The sequence below is a fragment of the Desulfopila sp. IMCC35006 genome (assembly GCF_005116645.1).
Classification (GTDB): domain Bacteria; phylum Desulfobacterota; class Desulfobulbia; order Desulfobulbales; family Desulfocapsaceae; genus Desulforhopalus_A.
This window is the reverse complement of sequence record NZ_SWCM01000009.1, coordinates 150,286-169,570: the sequence shown is the minus strand read 5'-3', so window position 1 is coordinate 169,570 and position 19,285 is coordinate 150,286. Positions and strand designations below refer to the sequence as shown.

General features: G+C 54.4%; 15 protein-coding genes. 6 read left to right on the top strand and 9 right to left on the bottom strand.

The features are described from left to right. Positions 1-34 precede the first annotated feature (34 nt). The 8 genes from FCL47_RS15865 to FCL47_RS15830 form a co-directional block, all read right to left on the bottom strand. Positions 35-943: an EamA family transporter gene (locus tag FCL47_RS15865; RefSeq protein WP_136814507.1), complete on the bottom strand. Its 909-nt coding sequence runs from the start codon at positions 941-943 to the stop codon at positions 35-37. Between the two features lie 63 nt (positions 944-1,006). Continuing rightward, the gene (locus tag FCL47_RS15860) at positions 1,007-1,399 is read right to left on the bottom strand and encodes a PaaI family thioesterase (RefSeq protein ID WP_136814506.1); all 393 of its coding nucleotides are present in this window, start codon (positions 1,397-1,399) and stop codon (positions 1,007-1,009) included. A gap of 5 nt (positions 1,400-1,404) precedes the next feature. Continuing rightward, entirely contained in the window at positions 1,405-2,265 is an 861-nt protein-coding gene (locus FCL47_RS15855; protein WP_205747338.1) for a prephenate dehydratase, read from the bottom strand. Between the two features lie 65 nt (positions 2,266-2,330). Beyond that, positions 2,331-3,140, bottom strand: a complete 810-nt coding sequence (locus FCL47_RS15850) for an ABC transporter permease (protein ID WP_136814505.1) — start codon at positions 3,138-3,140, stop codon at positions 2,331-2,333. Continuing rightward, positions 3,130-4,065, bottom strand: coding sequence for an ABC transporter permease (locus FCL47_RS15845; RefSeq protein ID WP_136814504.1), 936 nt, complete (start codon positions 4,063-4,065; stop codon positions 3,130-3,132). The genes FCL47_RS15850 and FCL47_RS15845 overlap by 11 nt, the downstream gene beginning before the upstream one ends. Positions 4,066-4,074: 9 nt before the next feature. Beyond that, the gene (locus FCL47_RS15840; RefSeq protein ID WP_136814553.1) at positions 4,075-5,094 is read right to left on the bottom strand and encodes an ABC transporter ATP-binding protein; all 1,020 of its coding nucleotides are present in this window, start codon (positions 5,092-5,094) and stop codon (positions 4,075-4,077) included. A gap of 8 nt (positions 5,095-5,102) precedes the next feature. Continuing rightward, on the bottom strand, positions 5,103-6,272 hold the full coding sequence (locus FCL47_RS15835; protein ID WP_167496522.1) for an ABC transporter substrate-binding protein: 1,170 nt from the start codon (positions 6,270-6,272) through the stop codon (positions 5,103-5,105). A gap of 192 nt (positions 6,273-6,464) precedes the next feature. Next, the gene (locus FCL47_RS15830) at positions 6,465-7,382 is read right to left on the bottom strand and encodes a homocysteine S-methyltransferase family protein (protein ID WP_136814502.1); all 918 of its coding nucleotides are present in this window, start codon (positions 7,380-7,382) and stop codon (positions 6,465-6,467) included. A gap of 264 nt (positions 7,383-7,646) precedes the next feature. Here FCL47_RS15830 and FCL47_RS15825 point away from each other — a divergent pair, with 264 nt between their 5' ends. From FCL47_RS15825 to FCL47_RS15810, 4 genes are all read left to right on the top strand, one after another. Continuing rightward, positions 7,647-8,477: a GGDEF domain-containing protein gene (locus FCL47_RS15825; RefSeq protein ID WP_136814501.1), complete on the top strand. Its 831-nt coding sequence runs from the start codon at positions 7,647-7,649 to the stop codon at positions 8,475-8,477. Positions 8,478-8,886: 409 nt separating this feature from the next. Then, positions 8,887-13,098 (top strand): translocation/assembly module TamB domain-containing protein, encoded by a 4,212-nt coding sequence (locus FCL47_RS15820; protein ID WP_136814500.1) that lies wholly within the window; start codon positions 8,887-8,889, stop codon positions 13,096-13,098. Beyond that, positions 13,095-15,932, top strand: coding sequence for an outer membrane protein assembly factor BamA (gene bamA, locus FCL47_RS15815; protein WP_136814499.1), 2,838 nt, complete (start codon positions 13,095-13,097; stop codon positions 15,930-15,932). The genes FCL47_RS15820 and bamA overlap by 4 nt, the downstream gene beginning before the upstream one ends. Before the next feature lie 259 nt (positions 15,933-16,191). Then, positions 16,192-16,899, top strand: coding sequence for a Bax inhibitor-1/YccA family protein (locus tag FCL47_RS15810; RefSeq protein WP_136814498.1), 708 nt, complete (start codon positions 16,192-16,194; stop codon positions 16,897-16,899). A gap of 81 nt (positions 16,900-16,980) precedes the next feature. On the opposite strand, the gene FCL47_RS15805 is transcribed toward FCL47_RS15810, so the two are convergent. Then, a complete protein-coding gene (locus FCL47_RS15805) occupies positions 16,981-17,226 on the bottom strand; it encodes a VF530 family DNA-binding protein (RefSeq protein ID WP_136814497.1) in 246 nt (81 codons plus the stop codon). Positions 17,227-17,419: 193 nt separating this feature from the next. Between FCL47_RS15805 and FCL47_RS15800 the strand changes: the two genes are divergently transcribed. Further along, positions 17,420-18,001, top strand: a complete 582-nt coding sequence (locus FCL47_RS15800) for a DJ-1/PfpI family protein (protein ID WP_136814496.1) — start codon at positions 17,420-17,422, stop codon at positions 17,999-18,001. 156 nt (positions 18,002-18,157) lie between these two features. Next, complete coding sequence (locus FCL47_RS15795; protein ID WP_136814495.1) at positions 18,158-19,264, top strand: Xaa-Pro peptidase family protein; 1,107 nt, start codon at positions 18,158-18,160, stop codon at positions 19,262-19,264. Positions 19,265-19,285: the final 21 nt, after the last annotated feature.

The following is a 19,285-nucleotide window of genomic DNA, read 5'->3' as shown; positions in this document are numbered from 1 at the left end:
GGTCTAATCGGCAACCGTGCCGTGTCCTGGCGTTTCAGCTGCAGTGCAGAATTTTTTTGCGCGGCAAGTTGAAAAATGCCAGCAGCAGGCCGAGCACAACCAGCAGGCAGCCAGCCCATTGAACAAACACCAGGTGTTCGGCAAGGACGATCTGTGCAGTGACAAGGCCCGCCACCGGGACAAGCAGCGACAGCGGGGCGACCCGGTTTGCCGGATATCTGGCAAGCAGGTAGCTCCATGCCCCGTAGCCGAAGAGGGTCGCCGCGAAGGCCAGATAGGCGATGGAAAACAGGGAAAGCGCATGCAGATGCGTGAGGGTCCGGACGACGGCTGCCGGAGAGTCAAGCAGGAGTGAACACAGCAGCAGCGGCACCGGCGGTACCAGTGACGACCAGACGACCAGGCTCAGCATGTCTATTTTTTTGCCCTGTGCCGCGGCGGCCAGGGTCGCCTTGCGCACTACAATATTGGAAATTCCCCAAAACGCTGCACCGCCAAGAGTCAGCAGCAGCGCAGCAAGAGGGATGGTGGTCGCGCTGATGGAGCCTCCGGTCACCAGATACAGGCCGGTCGCCGCCAGGACCAGCCCGGCAAGGTGCCGAAAAGAGACCGATTCCCCCAGCAGTATAACGGCAAAGAGCATGGTGAAAAAGGCCTGTGCCTGGAGCACAACCGAAGCAACCCCGGCGGGCATGCCGATATGTATGGCATAGAACAGACAGGCAAACTGACCGATGCCGACCGAAAATCCGTACATCAGCAGGTGAATAAATGGTAGTTCCGGCCGCTTGATAAAGAGGACGGCCGGAAATGCCGCCAGAGAAAAACGGAGCGAGACAAGGAGCAGTGGCGGTACCCCGTTTAAGCCAAGCCGGATAACGGTAAAATTAGCGCCCCAGATAATTACGACCAACAGGGCAATTACCAGATCTTTTGTCTTCATTGCTGCTGTGTTTTCCGCGTGTTCAAATACTAAGATCTGGGGAGCTTGTATTGCCGGCCGGGCTCAGAGCACTTTCCAGATGCCCTCGGCCGTGGTGATAAGCGTGTCCCCGCAGCGTATCTCACCCTGCATGAAGACCAGCGAACGGGTCTTTCTGAGGACTTTCGCGGTACCCATCAGGATATCGCCCGTAGTCGACGCGGCAATAAATTTTATATCAAAGGAGATTGTGGCGATCCTTTTCTCCCCGCCAAGGCTCCGGTACGCAGCCGTTCCCATACCCGCATCCATGAGGCTCATGAGAAAGCCGCCGTGGGTGATGCCACCCGGATTAAGATGCATCTCCTGAACGAGGGCTTTATACTGGTAAACGGATTCAGCAATTTTTCGAAATTCCAGCCCGCCATTGTGCTTCATAAAGCCGACAACGCTTATCTGTTGAAATGTCTCATCCATATTGATTACGACGCCATCCTGTTTGAATTACGGAAACTATGCGCGGGATAGGTACCCAGCATATCAACCCGTTTGGCAAAAAAACGCAGTTCTTCAAAGGCCAGCTGCAGCGAATGTTCGTCAATATGTCCCTCTACGTCGGCGTAGAAGCGGGCGACGTTAAAGTCTTTATCGACATAGCTTTCCAGTTTCGCCATCTGCACTCCGTTGGTGGCAAACCCGCCCAAAGCCTTGTACAGTGCTGCCGGAATGTTTCGTACCTCGAAGGTGAAACTGGTCAGGTAACTTTTGCCTGCCTCGAATGGTGGCACATCTTTTTCCCTGGAAAAAACCAGAAACCTTGTGGTGTTGTGCGATGCATCCTGAACGTCCTTTTTCAAGATCTCCAGCCCATATATTTGGGCCGCCAATTCAGAACCGATTGCCGCCTGGGTCTTGTCACCCCATTTTTTTACATCGCAGGCCCCTTTGGCCGTATCGGCGACGACATGTTTGACAAGATGCAGCTCCTCGATGATTTTTTTGCATTGGGGAATGGCATGGACATGGCTGTGCACATCGGTCAATTCTTCCAGCTTTGTCCCCGGCAGTCCGAGCAGGCAGTGGCGGATCAACTGGAAATGTTCGCCGATGATATGGAGCTGCCCATTGGCGATGAGATAATGGACGTCGGCGACCCGTCCGGCCAAAGTGTTGTCGACCGGAATCATGGCCAGATCGGCCATTTCCTCGCGAACCGCCAGAAAAGCTGCCTCAAACGAGACACTGGGTACCGTTTCAAGTTCGGGGTAGGCGATGCGGCAGGCAAGGTCTGAATATGCGCCGGCCATTCCCTGAAATGCTATCGTTTCATACATATTATCCATTGTAAATCGACTCTATCTCTTTTTTCCGGTGGTGGAAAATTTCATTGTTAAAGAAGGTTTCGAGCTTATTTGCCGCTGCCTTCGATTGATTCTTTGCCTCGTGTCATATAATAAGCACAAAGTATGGGAATCAAGGTGGCCATCATGACAACCAGAGCGACAACATTGGTGATCGGTACATCACGCGGTCTGGTCAGTTGGTTGAGCAGCCAGATCGGCAGGGTGCGTTCTGGTCCGGCTGTAAAAGTGGTGACGATGATTTCATCAAACGACAGGGCAAAGGCCAACACCCCGCCGGCCAGCAGCGCTGTGGCGATGTTCGGGAGGATAATATGGAAAAAGGTCTGCATACCATCCGCGCCGAGATCCATCGAGGCTTCGATCAGATTCTGTGAAGTTCGCCGGAATCGGGCTATGACATTGTTGTAGACCACCACCACGCAGAAGGTGGTATGGCCGGCCACAATCGTCCAGAAATTAAGATCCCAACCGGCCATCCTGAACGCGGAAAGCAGGGCGATGCCGGTGATGATGCCCGGCAGGGCAATCGGCAGGATGAAGATGAGGGTTATCGTCTCCTTGCCGAAAAAGCTCCGCCGATACAGGGCGGCCGCGGCCATGGTTCCCAGCACTATCGCCGCAGCTGTGGTAATTGACGCCACTTTTAACGAGAGGGTGATGGCATCGAGGATATCCTGACGGGCAAAGGCCGCCGCGAACCACTTGAGGGTAAAGCCCTGCAGCGGGAAACTGAACGCGCTTTCTTCGGTGTTAAAAGCATAGGCCGCAATGACAATAATTGGGAAGTGCAGGAAAAAAATCCCGCCGAATGCTACAAATTTGAGCCAGAAGGGGCATTTTCCGTCAGAGCGCATCGAAGGCCCCCATTCTTTTGGCAAAAGTCAGGTACAGCCCGATGACGACGATCGGGACGACGGTAAAGGCGGCAGCCATCGGCATATTGCCGATAGCTCCCTGCTGGGTGTAAACCATGGTTCCGATAAAAAATCCTGACGGGCCTACCAGCGTCGGAATGATGTAATCGCCGAAGGTCAGGCAGAAGGTGAAAATAGATCCGGCAACCACGCCGGGCATCGCCAGCGGCAGGAGAATTGTCCGGAAGGTCTGGCCCGGGCGCGCCCCCAGATCGGCCGAGGCGGTCAGCAGGTTAGGGTTGATCCTCTCGATTGACGACTGAATGGGCAGGATCATAAACGGCAGCCAGACATAAGAAAATACCAGCAGGCGGCCAAGGTGCGAGGTTGACAAAGTGTTGCCGCCGATAAAGGGGAGGGCCAGCAGGCTTTCCAGTGCGTGCCCCAGCCCGGCCTGGTTGATGAACCAGTACGCTATTCCCCCTTTGGCCAGGATTACCGTCCAGGAATACACCTTGACGATGTAGCTGGCCCACATCGGCAACAATACGGCAATATAGAAAAATCCTCGCTGCCAGCCGCCGGCATACCGAACCATATAGTAGGCGATTGGAAATCCGAGGCAGGCACAAAAGAGCGAAACTGCCGTGGCCATGGCAAAGGTACGCAGCACTATGTCGAAATTGGCGGCAAGAAGGAGATTCTGGTAATTTTTCCAGGTAAAGACCGGGAGCACCGTCATGGAGAAATCATCGAAAGTATAGCCGCTTTGCACCAGCAGTGCCAGCAATGAGCCGAGATAGACAATACCGAACCAGAGCAGCGGGGGCAGCAGCAGAAGAAGGAGGTACACGGTGCTGCGCCGATAGAGAAAAGAGGAAATATTGCGGCGCAGGGCGATATGGGATTTGACGGGCGTGGTCATCGCGTCGCCCTACAGATCGCCAAGGTGGACCATCGCCCGCCTGGACCAGCCGATCATGACCTCATCGCCTACCCTGGGCAGAATGTCTTGCGCCGAGGATTCGCTTGCCAGCTGGACGCTGAAGAGCAGGCTGCCGGCAATTTCCACCTCGTATCGACTGTGTGCACCATAGTATTGAATATCAACAAGTCTGCCGGATATATGAATGGTCTCCGGCGTGGGTGGCCCCTGGACAAAACTGATATGTTCGGGGCGAATCGAAAAAGAATGCGGTTGTCCCGAGATGTCCAGGGCCGGCCGACCCTCGACAACGTTGGAGGTTCCGACAAAATTGGCGACGAAGACGGTGCTCGGACGCATATAGAGATTCTGCGGAGTGTCGATCTGTTCCAGCCGTCCGGCATTGAAGACCGCCACCCGGTCAGACATCGACAGTGCTTCCCCCTGGTCGTGGGTTACATAGATGAAGGTGATGCCAAGTTTGCGCTGCAGGGCTTTTAATTCGACCTGCATCTGTTCGCGGAGCTTCAGATCAAGAGCGCCCAGCGGTTCGTCAAGCAGCAGGACACGGGGCCGGTTGACGAGGGCGCGCGCCAGGGCGATGCGCTGGCGCTGGCCGCCCGAGAGTTGCCAGGGCTTGCGCTTGCCTAAATCAGGCAGAGCGACCATGGCCAAAGCTTCCTGCGCCCGCTGTTTTCGCTCAGTCTTGGCTACCCCTTTAACCTTCAAGCCGTATTCGATGTTTTCGAGGTTGGTCATATGCGGAAACAGGGCATAGTCCTGAAACACGGTATTGACATCCCGCTCATAGGGCGGAACACCCGTTGCGTCCTTGCCGTGGATCAGGATGGAACCGGTTGTCGGCTGTTCAAAACCGGCAATGAGGCGCAGGCAGGTGGTCTTCCCTGAACCGGATGGACCAAGCATTGAGAAGAACTCACCTTCGCCGATGGTCGCTGAGATATGGTCCAGGGCACGGACTTCGCCATAAAATCTGGAAACAGTATTGAGTTCGACGGCTACGACCATTTCGACGTTCAACGGCCTCCCATGATGGCGATGTAATCCTGGGTCCAGCGACTGTACGGCACGCATGTTGTCTGGGTGGCGCATTGTGACTGCGGCGTCTTCCAGAACTTGATCTGGCTGAATTGTTCATACCCGTTGCTGGCACAGAAATCGGAACCACCCGGAGCCTTGGCCTTGCATGCACCGGGAACTACCGGGTTTGCGCCAAACCATTCGGACAGCGGGGCCTGAACCTTGTCGCTGAGCGACCATTCCAGCCATTTATAGGCACACACTTTATTTTTTGAGGAAGCGCCCAGCATGGTCGTATCGGCCCAGCCCGTGGCGCCTTCCCGGGGAATGACAGAGGCTATCGGCTGTTTCTCGGACTGCAGCATGTTCACCTGAAATGGCCAGGCACCGGAAGCGACGACTCCCTCGTTTTTAAAATCAGACATCTGGACGTTGTAGTCATGCCAGTAACGGTGGATCAGCGGATGCTGCTGCCGCAGGATGTCGAGCACAGCCTTGTACTGCGTTTCGTTCAGCTCATAGGGGTCTTTGATGCCCAGTTCCGGTTTTGTGCGCATCAGATAGAGGGCGGCATCGGCCATATAGATGGCACCATCATAGGCCTGAATGCGCCCTTTGTTCGGTTTGCCGTCGGGCAGGTCCTGCGGCACAAACAGCACATTCCAGGATTTTGGTGGGGTTTTAAAGACGTTGGTATTGTACATCAGCACATTTGGTCCCCACTGGAAAGGGACACCGTAATGTTTGTCCCCAATGGTATGCCAGGGGGCATTCTGCAGGCGCGCATCAATTGTATGCCAGCTGGGGATTTTGTCCGTATCAATTGCCTGCACTTTTTTTCCGGCAATGAGCCGCAGGGATGCATCTCCAGAGGCGGTGACCAGATCGTAACTGCCCTGGTTCATAAGTGAGACCATCTCATCCGAGGTCCCGGCGGTTTTGACGGTGACTTTACAGCCGGTGGTGTCTTCAAATTCGCCCACCCAGTTATAGTTCTTGTCGGTATCGCCGCGTTCAATGTAACCGGGCCAGGCGACAATGGACAACTTCCCTTCTCCCGCCTGTTCTGCGGCCTGGGCCGGGGGAAATGCAGTGGTCAGGGCGAGCAGGGAAAAGAGAGCACCGAGGGTGACAGGCTTGAGCAAAGCAGGCATACGAGTCTCCATTGTTAGGGGTTGACTTCAGGTAAAATATACTGGTGCTGAGATGTTGCTTTCGGGGAGGAGTCTCACAGCATGGCACTCCCCATATATCTTGCATCGGCAATATGATTAACCTATCCTTTCCATGCTGTTTCCACAAGTCTTTTTCCACAACATGAAGTACTCCGGCAATGGCGGCCGGAATCTTCGCCGGCCCTATTGTTGGCGGTGATCTACCAGGTACTGCAGATAGGTGTTATCGGTTCCACAGCAGCCGCCCAGTATTTTGACCCCGAACTCACGGTTGAGCCGGAGCATATTATCACCCCAGTGCTGCAGGTCATCCTGATGCAGGATGGCGGCGCCATCCAGTTGGCTGTGATCCAGGGAGGAGCTGTTTGCCTGAATGCCGAGCAGACGGTTGAACAGTGCCGGCGGCTGTGTTTCAGCGCAGACAAAGGTAGGGTACACGCAGTTGACCATGTAACCAAGCGGCGGCGTGACGAGACTGTCGTCAAGAGTGTTGATCGCATCGATGAGCGGCGTGCCGTCTAAGACCTCTGCTTTGCGGTTAATGACAAAACTGATGATTGCCGGGATACCCGAGCGGGCCAGGGCGCGGGCCATGCCCAGAGCTTCGGAGACGGCTGGAATGGTCTGGGCGATAATGCAGTCAACGCCGGCGATGGTCAGCTGCTCGATCTGCCACTGGTGGAATACCTGTGCCGCCTCGGCGTCGAGAGCCTGCTCCGTTTTGTAGCAGTCGTTTTTCGGGCCGATAAGACCGCCGATGAAGACCTCGGAGTCTGGCGCCTGCCACTGCTGCTGGAGATTGCGCATGAAGCTGACCGCGTCAAAGAGCAGGGATTTGTCAAAGCCCGCCTCGGCAATCCGCACCTGATCGATTCTCCAGGTGGGCGCACAGAGCAGAATCGGCAGGCCAGCCCGGGCGGCTATTTCCCGGTACTGTCGATAGATTGCCGCCAGCTTTTCGCGCCCCCTGGCATCATAGATAAGCGGGGTATTAAAAAGCGTTGGATGGAGTTCAACCTCGCCTGCCCGGCGAAGTCGTTCAGCGATGGCACACTCGGTCAGAACCAGAGAGGCGGATGTGAGAGTCGTTTGCAGATCCATAGCACCAGTTGCTTATTGCTGTATCGGGATAAAAAACAATACTATACACCTGATAAAAGAAAGGTCAACCAGGGTTATACTCTCGTGCACTTCATCTCCGGTGGTGCCGGAATGCACAGAAAATCCGCGTGACTCCCATGAGTACACAGGGTATGGTATGAGGAGAGGAATTATAAAAAACATCCTGACCGGAGAAATGGTCGTAACGGCTGTTAAGGCGTAATTGTACACATCCGCAATCTCCATCTTAACCGATAAGCAGCAATGGCCGTTTATATCCCGAAACAGATCAGTGAGTTTTTCGCGGCTGCCAGGCAGCCTTACAGCTATAATCTCCGGCGGAATATTTATATCTGGTTTGGCATCCTGTGGGGGCTGCCGATTCCTCTGGTCACCATCCTGATTCAAGTTCACTTTCTTCAAGCCTCCGGCGTTGAAAATTCGTGCCTGACCGCTATTACTTCACCTCCACAGTGGTTTTTCCTGGCCCATCCCCTGCTGTTCGGGGTGATATTCGGCATTCTGGGAACAATCAGAAACGACCAGGACGCACAACTCAAAAAGATGATCAAGAGACTTGAGCAGTTGTCCACCCTCGATCCCTTGACCGGTTTAAGCAACCGCCGCTATTTCGCCCATATTTTTCATGATGAATGTGCCCGGAGTCTGAGGCGGAAAGAAGCGATGACCTTGCTCTTTCTTGATCTCGATCATTTTAAACGGGTCAATGATGATCACGGTCATCATTTTGGTGATCTTGCCCTGCAGGCAACCGCCCTCTGTCTTAAAAAACAGTGTCGTCCCTATGACACGATTGTTCGCTGGGGGGGAGAAGAGTTTGTTATTCTGCTGCGGGCAACCGATGAAGAAGCGGCCCTCCACTTTGCCGAACGAATCAGGCTGGCCGTGCAGAGAGGTTTTGATCCCCCCCTGCCATTTCCTATGACGATCTCTATCGGCCTGGCTCAGTACCAGGAAAATGATACCCTCGAAGATTTAACCAATCGCGCCGACAAAGCGCTCTACCACGCCAAACAGACCGGCAGGAACAAGGTCGTCCCCTGGAGTTCCCTGCCTGAAGGGGAAGACGGATAGAGGTATTTTACCAGGAGTCTCTGGCCATGGCTTTATTTTCGCGGGGCGAAGGACCGCCGTGTGGGCAACATGCATTCGATATGAGATTGGCCGTTTTTTATCTTGCGGGCAATTGATGGAGGGAATATTCATTATAAGCTCGGGCGATTTGTTTGGCATGCCTTGATTAATAGATCGGGGGCAGCTTTGTTAGCTGTCTTTCTTATCCTAATGAAATGTGATTACCACTAAAGTTCAGCTTAGAAAATCCAGAGGGATATGAGGTGCCCTTTGCACGGGACGTCATAAACCCATCCCTGGGGGCTTGACCGCAGCCATCCAGGCTGCGGAACACCCGTGCAAAGGACATCTCATATCCCCTTATAGCTGAGGGTTAGTGGTAATCACATAATTAAAAGGTTGCACTTCGTTGAAAAAAATCTGCAAATATTTCCTGTTGCTCATCACCACCCTGGCAACCCTGGCGGGTGCGGTGGTCTGCGGTGGGTTTTTCTGGATACAATCCAACCCTGGCCTGCAATGGCTGCAGGCTCAAATCAACGGTCAGATTCCCGGAAAAATCAGTGTTGCAAGCCTGAGCCTGTCACTGCTGCATCCGGAACTGAACGTAGATGGCGTTGTACTCAAAGATCCTCAGGGGCTGACCCTGGCCGGTTTCAGTCATTTTTCAGCAGGGCTGGACTGGCGGGGACTCTTGCAGCGGGAGATCCGCGTCAACCATATCCTGCTGCAGGGGCCATGGGCCGATGTGGCTGTCAATAAGGATACAACGCTTAACCTGATGACTGCCCTGGTGCCACCTGACCGGGAAAAGACGACGGAACCGCCAGCCGAAAGTGGAGGATTCCCCTTTAATATCGTTTTTAACTCGATTCAGCTGGCTGGCGGTCGTTTCACCTTTTCACCGGCAGATGAGGCCATGCACCTGGAAGCAGCCGGCTTCAATATCGCCGGGAGTGGCGATCTCAACAAGCAATCCGGCAACCTGGAGGTTTCTTTGAGCGATGTTCGATTCCGCAGCGGCGACATGCAGCCACTGCCGGCAGAGATCATCTTGAAGGCCGGAATTAATGACGGCAAACTGAGCCTTTCCACCTTCCGGATCATCTCCGGGCAGACGGCCGTCAATCTCTCCGGTACAGCCGATCAGCAGCACGCGGAGCCAGTGGTCGACGCCGTTCTGACCTTTGACAGCCAGCTGGCGGAGTTAGCCAAGATTCTGCCTCTTGCCGGTGACTACTCCGGCCCGGTGAAGGGACATCTTAACCTCAAGGGCAGGGTGGCCAACCCGGATGCCAGGCTCATGCTGTCGGTTGATCAGGCAGTGCTTGCCGGGCAACCTCTGGACCGTGGTGAGCTGGCTGTTGCACTAAAGGACAGGGAGGTTAATCTGGAGAAGACAGCTCTCCGGCTGGCCGACGGAACGGTCTCTCTGGATGGCACGGTTGATCTTCGTGCCGCCTTTCCAACAGGCTTTCTGGCCCCGCCAAAAGATATCAACAGTATCGCCTACGCCCTGAAGCTGGCGCATAATATCCCGGAGCTCAACAGCTGGGTGAAACAGTTTGTCGATTTACAAGGGGCAACAGACGGGCAGCTGTCACTGACCGGAAAAGGTATCATGCCTGCGGATATTTCGGCGCAGCTGACGATGCAGGCAGCCGGACGGCAGCTTATCGCACCCGGCATGGAGAGAGCGACGGATGCCAATGTGCAGCTGACGGCAGAAATGGACCGCGGCACACTTTTGGTATCTGGCCTCAAGGTTAACACAGATGGTCTGCAACTTGCCGGAGACGGCCGTTTTCAGCTCGATGAGCAAACTGTTGCGGCACAATTGACCTTGAAAGCGGATGATCTCGCACGGGCCCTTGCTGTCGTCGGAGTACCGTCGGTCGGCGGCGCCTGTACGGCGGCGCTGAGTGTTGACGGCAACGTGAAACAACCCCAGTTTTCGGTGGATCTGGCCTCAAAGAACCTGAAGTTTGCCGCCTATTCCCTGGGCGATCTGCTCGTCCAGGCCAATATGGACCAGGACGGCCTGCTGCAGCTGAGCTCTCTTGCGCTGCAGAACAAAGGCTCCCGGATACAGGGCAAGGGTCGCCTTCGACTCCTGCCTCTGCCGGAAGGCGGCGGCCTCGATCCCGAATTTGCCAATTACCTCCAGCTCTCTCTGAAGACAGTATCCCCAGCCGATTTTATGCAGGCTGCACCCGTTAAAGGCACAATCGACGGCCAGCTGCAGGTGGATGGTGCGCTGCGTACACTGCAGGGCGACCTTGCCCTCACCGCCAGGTCGCTGAAGAGTGATGCCGTCACCATCGGCAATATCGACAGCCATCTCCGCTTAAAGAGCGGCACCGTCTTTATCGATCGGCTGCAGCTCGACAATAAGGGCTCCGCCTTGCGGACAGCCGGCTCCATTCAGCTCTTCAACCCGGAAACGCTTGGCCTGCTGGAAAATCCGCTGGTGAACCTGACTGCTGATGCAGACCACCTTAACCCTGCCGACTTTGTCGACTCGGCGAGGGGTGATTTGACCTTCAAGGCTGCGGTCCAGGGCAGCTTTGACAAGCCCGTTGGCCGGATAAACCTGGCTGGTAAAAAGGTGAGCTTTGCCGGCCAGTCTCTCGAAAAAATTGCGGTTGATGCCCGTTTTAAGGACCAGCGCCTCTGGCTGGATCAGCTGCTGGCAACTTTTGGGCCAGGCGAACAGATTCAGGGCGGCGGGTCGGTGGGGCTGGATAAAACCATGGATCTCTCTTTGCAATCGACGGACATTTCGGTCGCCTCCATTCCGCAGCTGCGTGAGGTTTTTCCGGGTAAAGGAGTGTTGCAGCTCGATGTTGCGGCCAAGGGAAAAGTGGATAACCCGGATGTCAACGGTCAGCTTGTCCTCTCGAATATAATTGTCAATGAAGGGGCGATGGAGGACGCCCGTCTCAGTTTCAGTCTGCATGATATGCTGGCCAAAGTGACGGGTAAACTGAATTTTGCTGTGCAGGCAAGCTGTGATCTGAAAAAAGGCGATTTCAATGGCCGGCTGATCTTTGACCGTACCGAGACCGCCAGCTATTTTAAGGCTGCAGGGAAACCGGACTTGCATGGTACCCTGACCGGACAGGTCCAGGCCAGCGGCAATATCCGTGACGCTGCGCGCGCCTCGGTACAGGTGGATCTTTCTGCCCTGCAGCTGCTGTTCAAAGACGTGTCGTTGCTGCAGTCTGACCGGATAGCTCTGCAGCTGGCCGACCAGAAACTGACTGTTCCGCCGATTGAACTGGCGCTGCTCTCTTCCGGCCGCTTGAAAGTGCAGGGCGATGCGCTTCTTGGCGGCAGTTTGAACATCCAGGTCGACGGTCGGATCCCTCTGGCCGCGGCGAAGTATTTCAGCGATGAACTGGGTGATGCCACCGGCAGCTTGGCCCTGCAGGGAAAACTCACCGGCAACAGTGCCGATCCGCGGATTGACGGCCGTGTCGATTTGGAAAATATCGGCATGACCGTGCCTGGTCTGGTGCAGAAACTGCATGATCTGAACGGGCAAATTGTCATGACTCCCACCGATATTCGCGTCGATACCCTCAAGGGATTCCTCGACACCGGTTCTTTTATCGTAAACGGCACCGTCGCGCATGAAAAGTTTGTGCCGACCCAGGTCAATCTGGGGCTTCAGGCGAAAGCCCTGCCGCTGGAGGTGGCGAACACCCTATCCCTGCTGCTCAATGCGGACATCAACATCACCGGGAAAGACAAACTGGCGAATGTCACCGGGGACATCGTGCTGCTGGAAGGGCTGTACTATAAAGATGTGGAGATGAACCTGTTGGAGATGGCAACGGATCGCAGGAGGACAGTGGCTCCCCCGGCCAAGCCGGTATCTTTGCCATATTTTGATACCGTCAAGCTGGACGTCAAGATCAAAAATCGGCAGCCCTTTTATGTCCAGAACAATCTGGCCGACCTGGAGATCAGTCCGGATCTGAGGGTCGGCGGTGGACTTGCCCGACCCATTATCAACGGCCGGGCCCAGGTAGACTCGGGGACACTCACTTTTCAGAAAAGGACATTTGAGGTGAAAAAAGGTGTCATTGACTTTGTCAATCCCTACCGGACCGAAGCGGCAATCGATATCGAGAGCCAGACGACCATCAGAACCTGGACCATCACGCTTACTGTTCAAGGCACCCCGGATAATTTGCAGCTGCGGCTTTCATCGGTCCCGGCGGAATCCGATTCGGATATCCTGTCACTTATTCTGTTTGGCCGGACCGGCCAGGAGCTGGTTGCCGGGGAAGGGGGATCAAAGCGTTCCAATGCCCAGATCATGGCTGAAATGGTTGCCGAAACCTTTGGCGGAGATATTAAAAAAAATACCGGCGTCGATATCCTGCAGTTGGAAGCCGGAGATGGCACGGACACCGAGGGTACCAAAGTGACCGTCGGCAAGCACCTGTCCGACCGCATTACCCTCAAGTATGCGGTTGAGTCCAAGGATGGGGCGGTTGTCCAGCGTGCTATAACGGAATATAAACTGCTGGAGCGTATCCTGCTCAGCGGCTTTCAGGACAACCAGGGCGTCTTTGGCGCAGAACTCATATTCCGGGTAGAATTCAGATGAACAAGCAGCCGAAAAAACGCCGCAGGCCCGCACCATGGCGGATGTGGGTCCTGGTTCTGGGCCTGTTGTTTCTTCCGTGCGTGCGGGGGGTGGCCGACAATACCGTCACGGTCGATAATGCTGCCGCACAGCGCAATGGCCCGGCAATGGTCGTCAGCGGTATCCAGGTGGTAATAGACGGTACTTTGCCTGAAGACAGGAAGAATTCGTACGCCTATATGGCCAGGCAGCTTATCCGACTGCACCCCGGCGATGTTCTTCATGAAAAAGCCCTGCAGGCTTCGATCGATGCCCTCAAGCTCAGCAATCGCTTTGCGGCCATCCATGTTGATTCGACTTCCCAGGCCGGCGGTGAAACACTCATTTACACCCTCACCCCTTACCGGACAATCGCCAAAATAGATATTGCGGGAAAATCTCCTCTTTTTGAGCGGGAAATTTTAAACCAGATGACAATTTATCCGGGTAATCCCTACACGCTGGAACAATTGTCGTCCCAGACCGGGGCAGTCGCCAGGCGGTATAAAAGAGAGGGCTATATCGACCCGAAGGTGTCGGTAACCGAACAGCTGCTGCCCGGAGACGAACAGGCCGTTATCCTCGTCGATATCGATAAAGGGCCGCACTACGTTCTCGGCACCCTGGCTTTTGCGGGCAACACGAATGTTTCCGCCACTGCCCTTAAATTGCGGATGTCGGTCTGGCGGGCTGATCTCATGCTCTGGTTTGGCCGGTTCAGTGAATATCAGCTGAAAAAAGACATGACCGCACTGAAAGACTACTACTACAGCAAGGGTTTTGCCGAGGCTGAACTGTCCTACAGTCTTGCCCATCCCGGCGATTCACGGCAGGTTGACGTTACTGTGCAGATCAAGGAAGGACCGCGCTATTCAGTCGAATTTTCGGGAAATAAACAGTTCTGGGATATGACTCTGAACAAAGACGTGGTTATTTTTACCTCGGGTAATCGAAACAATACCGGCATTAGAAAAAGTATCAGGAATATCAAAAAACGCTACCATGAGGCGGGGTATCTTGAGACGACGGTCAAGGTTGACAGGTGTCCCGGAACAGAAACCGGCGAGCAGACACAACCACTGTGCTTTGCCATTGAGGAAGGCCCGCAGACCATCGTGGACGAGGTAACCATTGCCGGCAATGAGGCTGTCCCGGAAGAACAGATAAAGGAGCAGATGCTCACCCGGCCGCCGTCGATTCTGCACGATGGTGCCTACGTGCCGGAGACCCTGGAAACCGACACCTATGCGGTGACAACCATGTATCTGAACAGCGGTTTTACCAAACGTACGGTGGACTCCAGGGTGAAGTTCAATCAGGACAGGACCGGTGCCGGCGTCTCACTCGATATCGAGGAAGGCCCGCAGACCATGGTGCGCTCGATTGTTATTAAAAACTTGACGGGGGTGCCGGAAGCGGCGGCAAGAAAAGTGCTGGTGCATCATCCGGGTGACCCGTTTCGAAGCGCCGCCTCGGAGGTGGAAAAAGAAGCCATCATCGGGCTGATCTCGGAAAAAGGGTACCCCTATGCAACGGTGCAGACGGATACTGCATACAGCGCGGATCATACCCAGGCGGATATCGTTTATACCGTCGATACCGGACCGCGGGTAACCCTGGGCAATATCTTCGTCTCCGGCAACCTGCGTACCGATGAAAAGGTTATCAGGCAGGAGCTGGCGATGGAGCCGGGCGGTCCCCTGTCACTGCAGGCTCTTTATGAGGCCCAGCGCCGCCTGCGGGACATGGAGATCTTTCATAGTGTGAATTACCGCACCTTCGGCTTGAAGGAAAAAGCGGACACGGTGGATCTGTTTGTTGAGGTCGAGGAGAATAAACCCTATTATGTTCAGGGCGGTACCGGGTATCAATCGGATACCGGTTTCTTTGGCCGGATAAAAGGCGGCGACCGCAATCTGTTCGGGTTGAACAAGGAGCTGTGGGCTTCAGCTGCAGTAAGCGAGACCGGCTACCGGCTGGAAACCCAGTTCACCGAACCCCGGTTTCTGGGCACCCGAACCGCGGCCACTGCCGGTGTCTTCGCCGAAGAGCTGACCGAGTTCAACCAGACGTTCGGTACCCGAAGCATCGGCGGATCACTGGGCGTCAATCGCATCTGGGACAAGCATCTGACGACGGCCATCAGTTTTGGTCTGGAAAGGCGCACGGAGTTCAGTGTTGATGCGCAGCCCGGAGAAGAATTCGACGAAGAGACCCGGACCGACTTCGTCACCACACCCTCATTCACCTATGACACCCGGGATTCTTTTGTCCGGCCAACCAGGGGCCTGCTCTCGTCCATGGGGGTGAATGTCTCCAAGGGGGTGGGCAACCAGCTGGATGACTTTGTCCGCTATAAATTCGATACCCGTTATTACTGGACTCCCTTGAAAAAACTGACCCTGGTCAGCAGGGCGATGGTCGGACAGGTGGTTTCCTACTCGGACAGTGCCCAGATTCCCGATGACCAGTTGTTTTATCTGGGGGGCATCCAAAGTGTCCGGGGTTTTGCTGAAAACCTGCTGCGCTTTGACAGCAATGGCGATCCTGTCGGCGGCAAGACTGCCGTGGTGGGCAACCTGGAGGCGCGTATCGATCTGGGCAGGAACCTGGAACTGGCCACCTTCTACGATATGGGCACCGTGCAGGATACGCTGCTGGATGAAGGATCGAGCGGGTTTCGCTCGTCGGTGGGGCTCGGTCTGCGCTATCTTACCCCGATCGGCCCGATAGGTCTGGTCTACGGGCATAACCTGAATCCTGAAGACGGCGAATCGTCCGGCAGATTTCACTTTTCCATTGGCTACAGCTTTTAAGCGGTGATAAAAGATTGGCGCAAGACAAAAGGATCCGGAAAATATGCACAACAACACTTCCTTCCGCCCGGTCAGTGATTAATGTAATCAGTACATTAGGTAACCAGGATCAACTTTGATACACTGGTAACAACGTATAATTCCAGATGGATAAGTAAAACAAACCAAATGCGGCAATACAGCAGATGAACATTGCTCTCCGCTTTGGAGAGTTTTCACGACGCCATCAATTTTCACATTTAACAAGAGGACTACAACGATGTATGAAAATGTAAAGCAGATACCACTCGCGCAGGCCCAGCAGCAAGCCTCAACTATTTTTCTGGCCAAAGTCTTTAACTGGATGGCCCTTGGCCTGGGGATTACCGGGATTGTCGCTTTTGTTACTGCCAATACCAGTCTGGCCGGGTTAATCATCGGCAGCCCGCTGTTCTTTATCCTGATGATCGGTGAGCTGGGGCTGGTCTTTTATCTTTCGGCCAGGATCCAGAAGATTCAGGCGTCAACCGCCTCCAGTCTGTTCCTTGGTTATTCGGTGCTCAACGGCCTCACTCTGTCGGTGATTTTTCTCGCCTACACCAGCTCATCGATTGCCGGAACTTTCTTTATAACTGCCGGTATGTTTGGCGCAATGGCCGTTTATGGCCTGGTGACGAAAAAAGATCTTTCCGGCTGGGGTTCCTTTTTATTTATGGGGCTTATCGGTGTCATTATCGCCTCAGTGGTCAATATCTTCCTGAAGAGTTCCGGCATGTCCTGGATGATCTCCTTTATCGGGGTCATTGTCTTCACCGGCCTGACTGCCTATGATGTGCAGAGAATCAAAAAAATAGGTGAGGACGGAATCATGAGCCAGGGCAGCGAGGCAATCAGCAAAGGCTCGATCATGGGCGCTTTGACGCTCTATCTGGATTTTATCAACCTGTTCCTCATGCTCCTGCGCTTTTTTGGCGGCAACAGGAACTGATTGGCTGCAGGAACCACTGGTTTTGGCTGAAAGAAAAAACACGCCCGGATTCCGGGCGTGTTTTTTTTTGAAAAAATCCCTCTACTTGTAAGGTGCTTTCCTGTTGGCCCGCTCCAGGGTGGAAATATAGAGTTTTTCCACCTTTTCTCTTGCCCACGGGGTCTTGCGCAGAAATTTAAGGCTGGACTGCACCGAGGGGTTATCGGTAAAACAGCGGATCTTGATGTATTTGCCTAATTTTTCCCAGCCATAATCGGCAACCAGAAAGTTCATAATCTGTTCCAGAGTTACGCCGTGCAGCGGGTTTTTGGCTTGTTGTTCGTTCATATGTCAAATTTAATGAGAAATTAATAGAAGATACGATCAATAATGTATAGTGTTGTTCGCCGTGGTACAAGCTTTAAAAGCGGTGGGACATGAAGATGCCTCCGCCTGCGCCCACGAAGGTTTTTGCTGAAGGGTCGTTGCATGAGAGTTGGTATAGTATAAACGCTGAAAAATATTATTGAGGAGCATTCACATGGCTGCGAAAAAGATTCTGATGCTTGTTGGTGATTATGTTGAAGATTATGAGGTGATGGTTCCATTTCAATCCCTGCAGATGCTGGGCTATCAGGTGGATGCGATCTGTCCGGATAAAAAGGCCGGGGACTTTGTCCGCACCTCTATTCATGATTTCGAAGGAGACCAGACCTATAGCGAGAAGCGAGGCCATAATTTTACCCTCAATGCCGATTTTGATGCGGTCAGGCAGGAGGAATATATCGGTCTGCTGATCCCCGGTGGACGTGCCCCGGAATATCTGCGCCTTAACGAAAAGGTGCTGGATATTGTCAGGTATTTTGCCGGAGCCGGTAAACCTATTGCCGCTGTCTGTCATGGTGCCCAGCTGCTTTCGGCAGCCGATGTGCTGAGGGGCCGTGAATGTTCTGCCTACCCGGCCTGTTCGGTTGAAGTCGCCCTCGCCGGCGGGAAATATGTGGCGGTTGAGATGAACAGTGCCCATGTCGAGGGGAACCTGGTCACCGCACCTGCCTGGCCGGCCCATCCAGCCTGGCTGGCCAGATTTATCGAGAAGCTCGGCGCAAAAATCACTCTGTAAGAGGTTAGGTTTCGTCAGCTGGTTCCCATGCGCCGCATGGTAACCAGCTTCACGAGTACCCGCAGGGAACATTAAACAGCATCCCGCAAAGCCTTTTGGCGGAGTCGGACAATAAGCCGGATATACATCTTTTTTTACAATAGACATGGAGGGGATATGTTTGCTGCGCGGCTGGACAGATTAACACGATACATGGAGGAGAAGGAATTCTCCGCAGTCGCGGTCAATGCCGGGCCGACTCTCACCTATCTGACGGGATTGCATTTCCATTTGATGGAACGGCCCGTGGCCATCGTTTTTACCCCTGGCGATGATCCAATTATTATTCTGCCGGAGCTCGAGCAGGCAAAGCTTGCGCGCCTGCCTTATGGTGCAAAGGTCTATGCCTACAAAGAGAGCCCGGCCGAATGGTCCGGTGTCTTTCGTGCAGCGCTGGCAAAGCTCGATCTTGCCGGCAGGAAGATCGGGGTGGAGCCTGGCCAGCTGCGTTTACTGGAGTATGAGTATCTTCGTTCCGCCATCGGTGATGCTTTTTTTACTGATGGTTCGGCAGTATTTGCCGCGTTGCGAGCTATTAAGGACACCGAAGAAATAGCCAATATGCGCAAGGCGGTAAAAATTGCCGAGGCGGCGCTTGAGGCGACCCTGCCGATGATCAAAATCGGCGTTGCCGAAAAAGAAATCGCCGGGGAACTTTTTATGCAGCTGATTCGCCAGGGATCGGATACGTCTCTGCCGTTTGCGCCGATTGTCTCCGGTGGTCCAAATGGTGCGAATCCCCATGCCCAGCCTTCCCTGCGGCAACTGGCTGCGGGCGATCTGCTGGTCATCGACTGGGGGGCGAGTTGCGACGGCTACATGTCCGATCTTACCCGGACTTTTGCCGTGGGCGAAATTGATGCAGAGGAGCGGACAATTCATGCAATTGTCCAGCAGGCAAATGCCGCAGGCCGGGCAGCGGGAAAACCGGGGGGCAGCTGTGCTGCTGTTGATAACGCCACCCGAAGGGTGATTGAAGAGGCTGGCTATGGCCAGTATTTTACCCACCGTACCGGCCACGGTATCGGCATGGAATGCCATGAAGAACCCTATATGCGGGGGGATAACGAGCAGCTGCTGGAGATGGGGATGACCTATACGGTAGAGCCCGGCATCTATCTTGCGGGGCGCAACGGGGTTCGTATCGAGGACGATGTCCTGGTGACGGCAGACGGTGCCGAATCGCTCAGCACCATGACCCGCGAAATACGGATCGTCGGATAGTGTCTAGTTCATCTCCATCCT

Excerpts from the sequence above, each read along its gene's own strand:
- FCL47_RS15865 (WP_136814507.1), bottom strand. The coding sequence starts at position 943 with ATGAAGACAAAAGATCTGGTAATTGCCCTGTTGGTCGTAATTATCTGG.
- FCL47_RS15860 (WP_136814506.1), bottom strand. The coding sequence starts at position 1,399 with ATGGATGAGACATTTCAACAGATAAGCGTTGTCGGCTTTATGAAGCAC.
- FCL47_RS15855 (WP_205747338.1), bottom strand. The coding sequence starts at position 2,265 with ATGGATAATATGTATGAAACGATAGCATTTCAGGGAATGGCCGGCGCA.
- FCL47_RS15850 (WP_136814505.1), bottom strand. The coding sequence starts at position 3,140 with ATGCGCTCTGACGGAAAATGCCCCTTCTGGCTCAAATTTGTAGCATTC.
- FCL47_RS15845 (WP_136814504.1), bottom strand. The coding sequence starts at position 4,065 with ATGACCACGCCCGTCAAATCCCATATCGCCCTGCGCCGCAATATTTCC.
- FCL47_RS15840 (WP_136814553.1), bottom strand. The coding sequence starts at position 5,094 with ATGGTCGTAGCCGTCGAACTCAATACTGTTTCCAGATTTTATGGCGAA.
- FCL47_RS15835 (WP_167496522.1), bottom strand. The coding sequence starts at position 6,272 with ATGGAGACTCGTATGCCTGCTTTGCTCAAGCCTGTCACCCTCGGTGCT.
- FCL47_RS15830 (WP_136814502.1), bottom strand. The coding sequence starts at position 7,382 with ATGGATCTGCAAACGACTCTCACATCCGCCTCTCTGGTTCTGACCGAG.
- FCL47_RS15825 (WP_136814501.1), top strand. The coding sequence starts at position 7,647 with ATGGCCGTTTATATCCCGAAACAGATCAGTGAGTTTTTCGCGGCTGCC.
- bamA (WP_136814499.1), top strand. The coding sequence starts at position 13,095 with ATGAACAAGCAGCCGAAAAAACGCCGCAGGCCCGCACCATGGCGGATG.
- FCL47_RS15810 (WP_136814498.1), top strand. The coding sequence starts at position 16,192 with ATGTATGAAAATGTAAAGCAGATACCACTCGCGCAGGCCCAGCAGCAA.
- FCL47_RS15805 (WP_136814497.1), bottom strand. The coding sequence starts at position 17,226 with ATGAACGAACAACAAGCCAAAAACCCGCTGCACGGCGTAACTCTGGAA.
- FCL47_RS15800 (WP_136814496.1), top strand. The coding sequence starts at position 17,420 with ATGGCTGCGAAAAAGATTCTGATGCTTGTTGGTGATTATGTTGAAGAT.
- FCL47_RS15795 (WP_136814495.1), top strand. The coding sequence starts at position 18,158 with ATGTTTGCTGCGCGGCTGGACAGATTAACACGATACATGGAGGAGAAG.